Origin of the sequence: Nevskia sp. (genome assembly GCF_051860985.1) — a bacterium.
GTDB lineage: Bacteria > Pseudomonadota > Gammaproteobacteria > Nevskiales > Nevskiaceae > Nevskia.
In genome coordinates, this window is sequence record NZ_JBIMKV010000035.1 from 1 (window position 1) to 12,032 (window position 12,032).

General features: G+C 68.0%; 10 protein-coding genes and 2 pseudogenes. 11 read left to right on the top strand and 1 reads right to left on the bottom strand.

Annotated elements, in window-relative coordinates; genetic code table 11:
* Positions 1–76: 76 nt before the first annotated feature.
* Positions 77–400 (bottom strand): annotated as a pseudogene (locus ACTIGJ_RS19380) (DNA polymerase IV); the annotation flags it as partial.
* A gap of 139 nt (positions 401–539) precedes the next feature.
* Here ACTIGJ_RS19380 and dinB point away from each other — a divergent pair.
* The 11 genes and pseudogenes from dinB to ACTIGJ_RS19435 all read left to right on the top strand — a co-directional run.
* Positions 540–1,595, top strand: a pseudogene (dinB, locus tag ACTIGJ_RS19385) (DNA polymerase IV); the annotation flags it as partial.
* 104 nt (positions 1,596–1,699) lie between these two features.
* Complete coding sequence (locus ACTIGJ_RS19390) at positions 1,700–3,847, top strand: M3 family metallopeptidase (RefSeq protein WP_439641964.1); 2,148 nt, start codon at positions 1,700–1,702, stop codon at positions 3,845–3,847.
* 41 nt (positions 3,848–3,888) lie between these two features.
* Positions 3,889–4,737, top strand: coding sequence for a hypothetical protein (locus ACTIGJ_RS19395; protein ID WP_439641965.1), 849 nt, complete (start codon positions 3,889–3,891; stop codon positions 4,735–4,737).
* A complete protein-coding gene (locus tag ACTIGJ_RS19400; protein WP_439641966.1) occupies positions 4,734–5,531 on the top strand; it encodes an alpha/beta fold hydrolase in 798 nt (265 codons plus the stop codon). Before ACTIGJ_RS19395 ends, ACTIGJ_RS19400 begins: the two co-directional genes overlap by 4 nt.
* A gap of 12 nt (positions 5,532–5,543) precedes the next feature.
* The gene (locus ACTIGJ_RS19405; protein WP_439641967.1) at positions 5,544–5,840 is read left to right on the top strand and encodes a hypothetical protein; all 297 of its coding nucleotides are present in this window, start codon (positions 5,544–5,546) and stop codon (positions 5,838–5,840) included.
* 167 nt (positions 5,841–6,007) lie between these two features.
* A complete protein-coding gene (locus ACTIGJ_RS19410; protein WP_439641968.1) occupies positions 6,008–6,592 on the top strand; it encodes an NADPH-dependent FMN reductase in 585 nt (194 codons plus the stop codon).
* Positions 6,589–8,013 (top strand): alpha/beta hydrolase family protein, encoded by a 1,425-nt coding sequence (locus tag ACTIGJ_RS19415; protein WP_439641969.1) that lies wholly within the window; start codon positions 6,589–6,591, stop codon positions 8,011–8,013. The genes ACTIGJ_RS19410 and ACTIGJ_RS19415 overlap by 4 nt, the downstream gene beginning before the upstream one ends.
* Positions 8,014–8,107: 94 nt before the next feature.
* Positions 8,108–9,229: a beta-ketoacyl-ACP synthase III gene (locus ACTIGJ_RS19420; protein ID WP_439641973.1), complete on the top strand. Its 1,122-nt coding sequence runs from the start codon at positions 8,108–8,110 to the stop codon at positions 9,227–9,229.
* Between the two features lie 103 nt (positions 9,230–9,332).
* On the top strand, positions 9,333–10,025 hold the full coding sequence (gene phoB, locus ACTIGJ_RS19425; RefSeq protein WP_439641970.1) for a phosphate regulon transcriptional regulator PhoB: 693 nt from the start codon (positions 9,333–9,335) through the stop codon (positions 10,023–10,025).
* 3 nt (positions 10,026–10,028) lie between these two features.
* The gene (gene phoR, locus ACTIGJ_RS19430) at positions 10,029–11,378 is read left to right on the top strand and encodes a phosphate regulon sensor histidine kinase PhoR (protein ID WP_439641971.1); all 1,350 of its coding nucleotides are present in this window, start codon (positions 10,029–10,031) and stop codon (positions 11,376–11,378) included.
* Positions 11,379–11,668: 290 nt separating this feature from the next.
* Positions 11,669–11,971, top strand: coding sequence for a hypothetical protein (locus ACTIGJ_RS19435; protein WP_439641972.1), 303 nt, complete (start codon positions 11,669–11,671; stop codon positions 11,969–11,971).
* Positions 11,972–12,032: the final 61 nt, after the last annotated feature.

The window sequence follows — 12,032 nt, forward strand, 5'->3', positions numbered from 1 at the left end:
CTATTCACAAACCCAAGAGCTCGCCATCGCGGCGTGACTCAATCGAAATGGCCTCCGGGAAAACCGGGGCGGTTCAGACATCGAGGTACGCCTCGTCCAAAGACAGAGGTTCGATCACGCGAGTATGCCGCTCGAATATCTCGCGCACCGCTCGAGATGCCTCTCTGTACCTGCTGAAGTCGGGGGGCACGAAAACCGCTTCTGGGCACAGGCGTTCAGCTCGCAAGGCCGGCATCGCTGACCGGATCCCAAACTTTCGCGCCTCGTAGGACGCAGCACATACGACGGACCGCGCGCCGCGCCAAGCCACCACGACCGGCCGACCACGCAGCGCAGGATCGTCCCGTTGCTCGACCGAAGCGTAAAACGCGTCGAGGTCGACGTGAACGATTTTGCGCACGCTTTAGCCCTAACTATCGGATTTTGCTCAGCTTAGTGTTGTCGCCCAACCGGCAGCGACCACACGAAAAGTGTTGCCGCCTGAATTTTGCGTCGAATCAAGCCCGTAGGCGAACGCAACAGTTGCCCTACCGACTTACGACAACGACGCCTTCTATGCCTCGGTCGAGCAGCGCGACGACCCGAGCCTGCGCGGCCGGCCGGTGGTGGTGGCCTGGAAGGGCCAGCGCTCGGTGGTCTGTGCGGCGTCCTACGAGGCGCGCCAGTTCGGCGTGCGCTCGGCGATGCCGGCGCTGCGCGCCGAGCGCCTGTGCCCGGATGCGGTGTTCGTGCCGCCCGATTTCACCCGCTACCGGGCGGTATCGCGGGCCACCCGCGAAATCTTCGCGCGGCATACGGCGCTGATCGAGCCGCTGTCGCTCGACGAGGCTTATCTCGATGTCACCGCCAACCATTCCGGCCTGCCCAGCGCCACCGCCGTGGCCACCGCGATCCGTGCGGCGATCCGCGACGAACTGCAGCTGACGGCGTCGGCCGGCATCGCGCCGAATAAGTTCATCGCCAAGATCGCCTCCGACTGGCGCAAGCCGGATGGCCAGTTCGTGGTTCGCCCGCACGAGGTCGACACCTTCCTGGCGCCGCTGCCGGTGGCCAAGATTCCCGGCGTCGGCAAGGTCATGAACGGCAAGCTGGCGGCGCTCGGCGTGGTCACCGTCGGCGACCTGCGGGCGCTCGCCCAGCCGACGCTGGAGGCGCGCTTCGGCCGCTACGGCCGCCGGCTGTACGCGCTGGCGCGCGGTATCGACGATCACCCGGTGGTGCCGGACCGGCCGGTGATGTCGGTGTCGGCCGAGGACACCTTCCGCGACGACCTGCCGCTGGCTGACACCGCACCGGCGATCCGCAGCCTGGCCGAGAAGGCCTGGGCGGCCTCGCGCAAGACGCCGCGCGTGCCGCGCACCGTGGTGCTGAAACTGAAGACCGCCGATTTCCGGATTCTGACCCGCAGCCACACGCCGGCCCATCCGCCGGCCAGCTGCGCGGAGCTGACCGACATCGCGCTGGCGCTGCGCGACAAGCTGCCGGCCGACGACACGACGCGTTACCGGCTGGTCGGCGTCGGGCTGTCGAATTTCGGTGATCCCGATGCCGCCTTGGCGGCCGCCGCGCAGCCCGATCTGTTTGCCGACGGCTGAACGCGGATCACGAGAACTTTGCCCGGACCTGCGGTCATACTCGTGCCACGCCCCTTTCCGCCGCGCCGCGCTGACTGGCCCGTCGCAAGCCCCGAACGCCTGACATGAACGCCCGCCTGCTGCTGCCGGTTGCTGCCGGTCTTGCGCTGTCCACCTTCGCTCACACGGCCGTCGCCGAAGACGACAACCCGCTGCTGGCCGAAAGCCCGCTGCCGTTGCACTACCCGCCGTTCGACCAGATCCGGAACGCGCATTTCCAGCCGGCGATCGAAGCCGGCATGCGCGAGGAACGCGCCGAGATGCAGGCCATCGCGGCGAATCCGGAGGCGCCGAGCTTCGACAACACCATCGTCGCGATGGAACGGGCCGGTGGGCTGCTGGACCGCGCGCTGACCGTGTTCTCCAACCTCAACGCCACCCACACCAACGCCGAGATGCAGAAGCTGCAGCAGGCGCTGGCACCAATGCTGGCCGCGCATCGCGACGCGATCCTGCTCGACCCGGCGCTGTTCGCCCGCGTGCAGGCGCTGTACGCGCAGCGCGCCTCGCTGGCGCTGGACCCGGAGTCGGCCCAGCTGCTCGAGCGCAGCTACAGCCGTTTCCAGCGTGCCGGCGCGGCGCTGGACGAGACGCAGAAAGCCCGGCTGAGGGTGCTGAACGAAACGCTGTCGAGCCTGACCACGCAGTTCCAGCAGAACGTCCGCCAGGCCACCCGGGACGGTGCGCTGGTGGTCGACCGGCTGGCCGATCTCGACGGTTTCTCGGCCTCGCAGATCGCCGCCGCCGCCGAAGCGGCCAAGGCGCGCGGGCTCGACGGCCAGTGGCTGATCACGCTGCAGAACACCAGCCTGCAGCCCGGCCTGCAGCAGCTGAAGTCGCGGGCGGTGCGCGAGCGGCTTTATCGCGCCTCGGTGTCGCGCGCCAGCAGTGGACCGAACGACAACCGGCCGGTGATCGCCGACATCGTCCGCCTGCGCGCCGAGCGGGCTGCGCTGCTCGGCTATCCGAACCACGCCGCCTGGGTGCTGGCCGACGAAACGGCCGGCACCGCCCAGGCCGTCAACAACATGCTGGCGACCTTGACGCCGCCGGCCGTCGCCAATGCCCGGCGCGAAGCAGCCGAGATTCAGGTGCTGATCGATCGCCAGGAAAAGGCCGCCGGCCGCAAGCCGTTCCGGCTCGCGCCCTGGGACTGGCCGTACTACGCGGAAGCCGTGCGGGCGGCCCGCTACGCGTTCGACGATGCCGAAGTACGGCCGTACTTCGAGATCTGGACGGTGCTGGAGCAGGGCGTGTTCCATGCCGCCGAACAGCTCTACGGCATCCACTTCAAGCGCCGCACCGACCTGCCGCTGTACCACCCGGACGTCCGCACCTACGACGTCTTCGACCGCGATGGCAGCGTGCTCGGCATCTTCATCGCCGACTACTACGCCCGCGATTCCAAGCAGGGCGGGGCATGGATGAATTCGTACGTCACGGCGTCGCGCCTGTTCGGCCTCAAGCCGGTGGTGGCCAACCAGCTGAACGTGCCGAAGCCGTCCGATGGCCAGCCGACCCTGCTGAGCTTCGATGAAGTGACGACCATGTTCCACGAGTTCGGCCACGCGCTGCATGGCCTGTTCGCGGCGTCGACCTATCCATCGCTGTCGGGCACGGCGGTGCCGCGTGATTTCGTCGAGTACCCGAGCCAGTACAACGAGATGTGGGCGCGTGATCCGGCGGTGCTGGCGCATTTCGCTCGCCATCACCAGACCGGCGCGCCGCTGCCGAAGGCGCTGCTCGACAAGGTGCTGGCCGCTGCCCGCTTCAACCAGGGCTTCAAGACCACCGAATACCTGGCGTCCGCCGTGCTCGACCAGCACTGGCATCAGCTGCCGGCCGGCAAGACGCCATCGGCGGACGGCGTGATGGCGTTCGAGCAGGCGGCGCTGAAGCAGGCAGGGCTGCAGCTGCCGATGATCGATCCGCGCTACCACTCGCCGTTCTTCTCGCACGTGTTCAGCGGCGGCTACTCGGCCGGCTACTACGCCTACATCTGGAGCGACGTGCTGGCCCGCGATACCGAAAGCTGGATGCAGCGCCACGGCGGGCTGGATCGCGCCAATGGCGACTTTCTGCGCGCCAAGGTCTTGAGCCGCGGCCGCAGCGCCGACGTGCTGAGCCTGTTCCAGCAGTTCTACGGTGGCCCGCCGGACATCGCACCGCTGCTCGAGCATCGCGGTCTTGCCGCGCCGGCGGGCAAGCCGTGACCGCGTTTCCGCATTCCCAACCCGGCAGGAGGAACTCCGCCATGTTCAAGCTCATGAAGCTGCTACTGCCGACGGTGGTTGCGTTGCTGGCGGCCGCGCCGGCATTGGCGGCGGATCGCATCAGCGCCGATACCGCAACGGTGATCATCGAGAAGTCCGGTGTGTCGGGCCAGCTGGCCGACTTCGCGCCGTCGATCCGCGCCGGCATCACCACCCAGCCGGAGCTGGCGTCGAAGCTCACCGAGGCACAGCTCGCGACATTGCTGCAGGCCTTTGACGAGGCCTACGCGCCGGCGCGGCTGGCGGCCGACATCAATGCGGAGCTGATCCGGTCGCTGAAGCCGGCCGTGGCCCGAGATGCGCTGGGCTGGCTGGAATCGGAGCTTGGCAGCCGCATCACGGCGCTTGAGAACGGCGCCACCGAACTGGCCAACGATCCCGACAAGATGGCGGCTGCCCAGACCCTCATGGAGCGCCTGCCGCCGCGCCGGGCCGAACGCTACATCGCGCTGATGAAGGCGACCGGTGCCGACGAGTCCGGCGCCCAGATCATGCTCAATTCCTCGCTCGGCATCGCCTACGCGGCGGCCGCCACGCTGAGTGCGACGCGGCCGGACTTCGACGCGTTGCGCAAGGAGCTGGAAAGCAGCCGGCCACAGATGGTGGAAGCGCTGGGCAACGCCTACCTGGTGATGTTCGCCAGCGTCTACCAGGACGTGGCCGAGGCCGACCTGGACCGCTACCTGGCATTCGCCGAATCGCCCAGCGGCAAGGCCTATCACCGGGCCGTGACGGCGGCACTCGATGTCGCGCTGACCCGCGCCGCCCGCGAGGCCGGTCGCCAGGTCGGGGACGCCGAGCGGACCCGGAAGGGGCGCGCCGCCGCATGAGCCTGCACGAATGCACGTCCGCCGACGGCACCCGGATCGGCTGGGAACAGAAGGGCCGGGGGCCGATGCTGGTGATGGTGCATGGCGCCACCGCCGACCGCAGCCGCTGGGTCGCGGTCGAGCGGCAGCTGGCCGAGCACTACACGCTGCTGATGATGGACCGTCGTGGTCGTGGCCTGAGCCGCAGCGAAGCGTCCGGCGCCTACCGGATCGCGGCCGAGGCCGACGACGTCCGTGCGGTCGTCGCCGAAGCCCGGCGGGCGCAGGGGGCGCCAGTGCTGCTGTTCGGCCACTCCTATGGCGGCCTCTGCGTGCTCGACGCCGCCGTCGACAACCCCGACATCGCCCGGCTGCTGGTCTACGAGCCGGCCTTCGCCACCCCGGGGCTCGACGTGATCGGTCCGGAGTCGCTGGCCGAGCTGGCGGCGCTGATTGCGGCCGGCGAGCACGAGCGGGCGCTCGAATACTTCTTCGTCCGCGTCATCGGCGTGCCCGAGGCAATGGTGGCGATGATGAAGACCGTGCCCAGCTGGCAGCAGCGGCTGGACGCGGTGCCGACCCTGCTGCGCGAAGGCACGTCAGCCAATGCCTGGCGGCCGGACCGGCTGGCCGGGCTGGCCATGCCGCTGCGCATCCTGGTCGGCGAAGTCAGCCCGCCGTGGCTGCGCGCGGCTGCGCTGGCCGCCCACGCGGCCGCACCGGCCAGCAGCCTCGTCGAGCTGCCCGGCCAGGCCCACGGCGCGATGGACAGCGCGCCGCAGATGTTCATCGACGAAGTCCGCCGTTTTCTCTGACCCTTTACCCACATGCGCTATCTGCTGATCGTTGACCTTTCCCTGGCGGCCTTCGGTGCCGCACTGACCCTGGCGGTCGGCTTCGTGGCGCTGGTGTTCACCATCTATCAGGACGCCTCGGTGAAGATCGCCGCCGGCCTGCCGGCGATCCTGACGCTGACCGCCTGCTTCGTGACTCTGATGCTGGTCGCCGGCACCGCCGGCTGGCTGCTGAAGGCGAAGAAGCCGGCGCACTGGGCTGCCCAGGTGGCGCTGGCGATTGCCATCCCGGTGCTCTGGCAGATCGTGTTCTCGACGCTGCGCGGCTGAATCGCGCTGCCGGTGCTGCGTCACCCGCTGGCGGCCGCCACGTGGCGGGGACGGGGCGGGCGATCGAACGCCACCGTGTCCGCGCTGGCCGTCGGTATCGGCGAGAATGCCGCAGCGCCGCAAATTGACGGCCCCTGCGGCAACTGCCACCTCCATCGTCTCGTCACATGACCATCAAGATTCTTGCCTTGTCGGGCAGCCAGCGGACCGGCTCCTGGAACTCCCTGCTGGTGCGCGCTGCCGCCGCCGGTGCCGCTGCCGAAGGTGCGGACATCACCGTGCTGGACTGGGCCGACTACGCGCTGCCGCTGTACGACCCGGATCGCGAAAAGGCTGAAGGTTTTCCCGATGCCGTGCTGCGGCTGAAGGCGCTGATGAAGGCGCATCACGGTTTCCTGATCGCCGCGCCGGAGTACAACGGCTCGCTGACCCCGCTGCTGAAGAACGCCATCGACTGGGCCTCGCGGCCGGCGGCCGGTGAAGCGTCGATGGCCTGCTACAAGCACAAGGTCATCGGCCTGCTGTCGACCTCGCCGGGCGTGTTCGGCGGCGTCACCGGCCTGGTCCACCTGCGGGCGATCCTGAGCCGGCTCGGCAGCTTCGTGATTCCGGAGCAGTACCCGGTCGGCGAGGCCGGCAAGCTGTTCGACGAGACCGGCGCCATGCGCGACCCGAAGCTCAGGGCGATCGCCGAAAGCATCGGCGCCCGCACCGCCACGGTGCTCAAGCACTGGCCGGACCGCGTGCCGTGAGCGCGCCGCTGCCGGCCGCCGTGCCGCCGTCCCGCGACTGGGCCAGCCTGCTGCCGGTCATCGCCGGGCTGGTCTGGCTGGCGCACGGCAGTGGCCTGGCGTGGTTGCTGCTGGCGGTGCTGCCCGGCGTGCTGCTGGTGGCCGCCGGCGTCTCCGGCCTGCTGTGGAGCGGCGATCCGCGCATCACCCAGTACGGCGCGCTGGCCAGCGTCATCGGCGTGCTGTTCGCCGTGCCCGGCCTGCTGTTCCTGCCGTGGCTGGGCGTGCTGCCGGCGGCGGCGCTGTCGGCGGCGGCGTTCCTGCAGGCGGGCCGCACGGCGCTGCGGCTGGCCGAGCCGGCACCCGGTGCACCGGAGCCGCCGGCCGATCTGAAGACCTGGGCTAAGGCGGCGCTCGACGAGGCGCTGGTCGGCTACTTCGTGGCGGTTGCCGAGATTCCCGCCGGTGCCGAGGCCGAATCGCTGGTCCGCGATGCCGCTGCGATGGAAGCGGCGCTGCTGCAGCGGGGCTGGCTCGACCATCCGGCGTCCTACCACCAGACGCCACCAGCGCCGACCGATGCGCGGCTGACTTCGGTGCGCCATGCCGGTTTCGATTACCAGCAGCTGCGCTTCTCCAGCGGTTTCGAACCGCAGCCGGAAGTGCCGGGGGCAGCGCTGTGGCACAGCTACGTGCCGAACCGTGACTGTTACGCCCGCGTGTTTCGCCAGCCGCAGCGCGGCCGGCCCTGGCTGCTGTGCATCCACGGCTACCGGATGGGCACGCCCTGGCTCGACCTGCGGCTGTTCGCGCCGCACATCCTGCACCAGCGGCTGGGCCTGAACCTGGTGATGCCGGCGCTGCCGCTGCACGGCCCGCGCCGGGTCGGTCGGCGCAGCGGCGACCTGTTCCTCGATGGCGATCCGCTTGACCTGCTGTTCGCCGAAACCCAGGCACTGTGGGACCTGCGGCGAACCGTGGCGTGGATCCGCGCGCAGGAGCCGGATGCCCGCATCGGCGTGCTGGGCTACAGCCTTGGCGGCTACAACGCGGCGCTGCTGGCGACCCACGAGGAAGGGCTGGATTTCGTCATCGCCGGCATTCCGGTCGCCGACTTCGCGGCCGTGCTCTGGCAGCACGTGCCGACGCCGCTGCGCCAGTATTTCGAGGCCGAAGGCCTGAGCCGCGAGCGCTACCAGCGGCTGCTGCAGGTGGTGTCGCCGCTGGCGCTGCCGCCCAGGCTGCCGGCTGATCGCCTGCATCTGTTCGCCGGCTCCGCCGACCGCGTGGTGCCGCCGGGACAGCCGCTGAAGCTGGCGCGCCACTGGCAGCGCAACGTGCACTGGTTTCCCGGTGCCCACCTGACCTTCCGTGGCGAACGCGCCGTGGTGCGCTGCATCGACGATGCGATGGTCGGTGCCGGCTGGAAGCCACCGCGTTGATGGATCGCCCCAGGCGGTCGGGCGGGAATCAAACAAGCGTTAAACTGCGCGCCGGATCAGCTCAGCCCTGCACGGTCGGAGAAGCGGTGTGTCGATGAAGAAAGTCTGCATCAGCGGTAGCGGCCTGTTCACTCCGGCCGAATCGGTGTCGAACGACGAACTGGTGCAGTCCTTCAATGCCTATGTCGAGCGCTTCAACGCCGACCACGCCGAGGCGATCGCCGACGGCAGCGTCACGGCGCTAGCGCCGTCGTCGACCGATTTCATCTACAAGGCGTCCGGCATCAAGGCGCGCTACACGGTCGACAAGGCCGGCGTCATCGACCCGGAGCTGATGCATCCGCAGATCCGCCCGCGCAGCAACGACGAGCCGTCGCTGATGGTCGAGATGGGCCTTGCCGCCGCCCGCCAGGCGCTGGAGCGCGCCGGCCGCAGCGCGTCCGACATCGAAGCGACGCTGGTGGCCTGCTCGAACATGCAGCGGCCGTATCCGGCGATGGCGGTGGAACTGCAGCATTTCCTCGGCGCCGGCGGTTACGGCTACGACATGAACGTGGCCTGCGCGTCCGCCGCATTCGGCGTGCAGACGGCGGTCGATGCGGTCAGCCGCGGCTCGGCGGCGGCGGCCCTGGTGGTCAGCCCGGAGATCTGCACCGGCCACCTGAACTTCCGCAATCGCGATTGCCACTTCATCTTCGGCGACGCCGCCACCGCGCTGGTCGTCGAGCCGCTGGAAACCGCGACCGGCGAACACCGTTTCGAGGTGCTCGGCACCCGGCTGCAGACCCAGTTCTCGAACAACATCCGTAACAATTTCGGCTTCCTGAACCGCTCGGAGTCGCCGCAGCGGCCGTGGAACGACGTGCTGTTCGTGCAGGAAGGCCGCAAGGTGTTCAAGGAAGTGGTGCCGATGGTGTCCGAGCTGCTGATCAGCCACCTGAAGGATCTCGGCATCGAGCCGAATGCAGTGAAGCGGTTCTGGCTGCACCAGGCCAACCTGTCGATGAACCAGCTGATCGCCAAGAAGGTGCTGGGCCGCGAGCCGAGCCTGGAGGAAGCGCCGATCATTCTCGACGAATACGCCAACACCTCGTCGGCCGGTTCGGTGATCGCTTTCCACAAGTACCACGCCGATCTCAAGCCCGGCGACGTCGGCGTGCTATGCGCGTTCGGAGCCGGCTATTCGGCCGGCAGCGTGGTGCTGCGCAAGCTCTGAACCCGTTTGCGGATGCGCTTGTTTTCCCTGGATTCGAGGCCTGTCAAACGCCTGTCACAAATTGCTTTCAGCATGTTGTGTGACATCTAATCGAAGAATGGGGATGCAGAACAAGAAGATTCTGGTGATCGAGGACGAAGCCTCGATTCGCGACATGCTGCGCTTCGCGCTGGAGCGCGTCGATTTCCTGGTCAGCGTGGCTGCCGATGCCCCGTCGGCGCGCTTGCGGATCGCCGAATCCCGGCCCGACCTGATCCTGCTGGACTGGATGATGCCCGGCACCTCCGGCGTCGATTACGCCCGCGAGCTGAAGGCCGCGCCGCAGACCCGCGATATTCCGCTGATCATGGTCACCGCCCGGGCCGAGGAAGAGGACAAGATCCGCGGTCTGAACATCGGCTGCGACGATTACGTGTCCAAGCCGTTCTCGTTTCCCGAACTGATCGCCCGCATCCAGGCGGTGCTGCGCCGCTCGATGCCGGGCGGCGAGGAAGAGCGGCTGGCGGTGGCCGGCCTGCAGGTCGATGCCGCGAGCCAGCGGGTCACCGCCAAGGGTGAGCCGGTGCGGCTGGGCCCGACCGAGTACCGGCTGCTGCATTTCTTCATCAGCCACCCGGAACGGGTCTACACCCGCGAGCAGGTGCTGGACCGCGTCTGGGGCCAGAACGTCTATGTCGAGGAGCGCACGGTCGACGTGCATATCCGCCGGCTGCGCAAGGCGCTGGAACCGTTCGGCTACGACGGCATGATCCAGACCGTGCGCGGCACCGGCTACCGCTTCTCCGAGCGCGTCTGAGCGATGTCGAGGGCTTGGCTTCCGAGCCCGGATCTGCTGCGGCAGATCGCCCATCTGCTGCTGCGGGTCGGCCTGGCGGCGCTGTTCGGTGTCTGGATCGGTCATCCGTGGCCGCTGGTCACGCTGACCCTGCTGTTGAGCCTGATCGTCCACCTGCGCTACCTGACCCGGCTGCGCAGCTGGCTGAACGCGCCGAAGCAGATCGAGCTGCCGATCGCCGAAGGCATCTGGGGCGAGGTCTACGACGGCCTGCTGAACCTGCAGAAGCGCAACCGCAAGCGCAAGCGCAAGCTGGCGGCCATCCTCGCCGAATTCCAGGCTTCCACCGAAGCGCTGCCCGACGGCGCCGTGGTGCTCGGCCCGAACGGCGAGATCGTCTGGTTCAACACGGCGGCGCAGGCGTTGCTTGGGCTGCGGGTGCAGCAGGACATCGGCCTGCGGATCGCCAACCTGGTCCGCAAGCCGGCGTTCACCGAGTATTTCTCCCGCGACGATTACAGCGGCGAAGTCGAATGCGATTCGCCGATCAACAGCGAAACCATGCTGTCGTTCCGGATCATTCCGTACGGCAACGGCCAGCGGCTGATGATCGTCCGTGATGTCTCCGATCTGCGCCGGCTGGAAACCGCGCGCCGCGACTTCGTGGCCAATGCCTCGCACGAACTGCGCACGCCGCTGACCGTGCTGCGCGGCTATCTCGACGTCATGGAGCCGGAGACCCGCAAGGGCGGCACGCTGCACGACTGGGCGTCGCCGATGTCGGAAATGCGCGCCCAGGCCGCGCGCATGGAAGCGCTGATCAACGACCTGCTGAAGCTGGCGCGGCTGGAAGCCAACATCATCAACACCCGCCAGGACCTGCTTGACGTGCCGAAGATGCTGGCCCGTACCCAGGAGCAGGCCAGGGCGATGTCGCGCGGCCAGCACCGCATCGAGTTCGACATCGAGGCCGACCTGCGCCTGTACGGTCGCGAAAGCGAAACCCAGAGCGTGTTCACTAACCTGGTCAGCAATGCGGTGCAGTACACGCCACCGGGCGGCATCATCGGCGTGCGCTGGTGGGGCGATGACAGCGGCGCCCACTTCAGTGTCGCGGATACCGGCATCGGCATTGCCGAGAAGGATCTGCCCCGGCTGACCGAGCGCTTCTACCGGGTCGATACCGGCCGTTCGCGCGCCACCGGCGGCACCGGCCTGGGCCTGTCGATCGTCAAGCACGCGCTGGAACATCTCGACGGCAAATTGTCGATAGAAAGTGAGGTCGGTGTCGGAACGACCTTCACCTGCAGCTTCCCGGTCCACCGGGTCCACCACGGCAACCAGCGCAACGACCTGCGCGCGCCGATGGGCTGACCGCCGTCAGGGCGGCGAAAACCTCAAGGTATTCAACGCCGGCGATCGCGGCCGGCGGTATCTTGCAGCGCGCGCCGATCGACTGTCATCTGGAAGTTGGTGTTGTCATCAATCCGACATATTCCTGTCATATCGTGCCGCCGCTTCCGGTGAATGTGATGGTTTGGTGAAAAGCCGACCACGCCACAGTTCCACGGAAGCTGGCCCACTTCCGACAGGACACGACGCTGAACATCTCGACCCGACAGGCTGTCATCGCGCTGTCATTCTGCTTTTCCGCTGGCTTTTCGATGGACGCGGCTGCCGATTTCTCGCGCTACGGCACTGCCTACAAGTCCGACGACGGCCAATTCTCCTACCAGATCAATGCCCGCCTGCAGTACGACGCGGTGCGCTTCGACGATGGCCGGCTGAACAACCGGACCAGCTTCGAATCGCAGGACGGCAGCTACTTCCGGCGTGGCTACGTCACCTTCAACAGCAAGTGGGGCCAGTGGAGCGCCCGCTTCGAGAATGACTTCGCGATCGGCATCGAACTGAAGGCGGTCCGCGAGTTCTGGATCAGCCACCCGCTGGCCGGCGGCGACATCTGACCTGGTGGTCGAAATTCGGACCACGTGACGCTTAAGATTCTGGCTCCCGCTACGAGCGAGG